1 protein-coding gene is annotated in these 271 nt (G+C 63.5%); it reads right to left on the bottom strand.

All coding sequences use genetic code 11. The features are described 5' to 3' along the window. Positions 1-271: ATP-binding protein (locus tag Q5L94_RS13710; RefSeq protein ID WP_411161946.1), on the bottom strand; the 271-nt coding region annotated here is incomplete at both ends.

Below are 271 nucleotides of genomic sequence, written 5' to 3'. Positions count from 1 at the left end.
GACCTCAAGGGCATCGCGCTCACATCCGGATGCCGCGGAGCGATCGTCGCCTTCAACCCGCCGAGGTCCGATCGCGAGAGTTCCAATCCCCACTCGTACGCGTCGAGGACGTCTTGGACGATCGCAAGACCAAGGCCTGCGGCTCCTCCTCGCTCATCGAGGCGGGCACCGCGCTCGATAACGCGCGATAGGTAGATCGGCGCGATCCCCTCGCCGTCGTCTTCGATGACAAGTGATGACCGGTCGTTGTTGGCGGAGATGCGGACAAATC

The sequence above is a fragment of the Idiomarina sp. Sol25 genome, from assembly GCF_033052775.1.
Lineage (GTDB): Bacteria > Pseudomonadota > Gammaproteobacteria > Enterobacterales > Alteromonadaceae > Idiomarina.
This window is presented reverse-complemented; position numbering and strand designations above follow the sequence as displayed.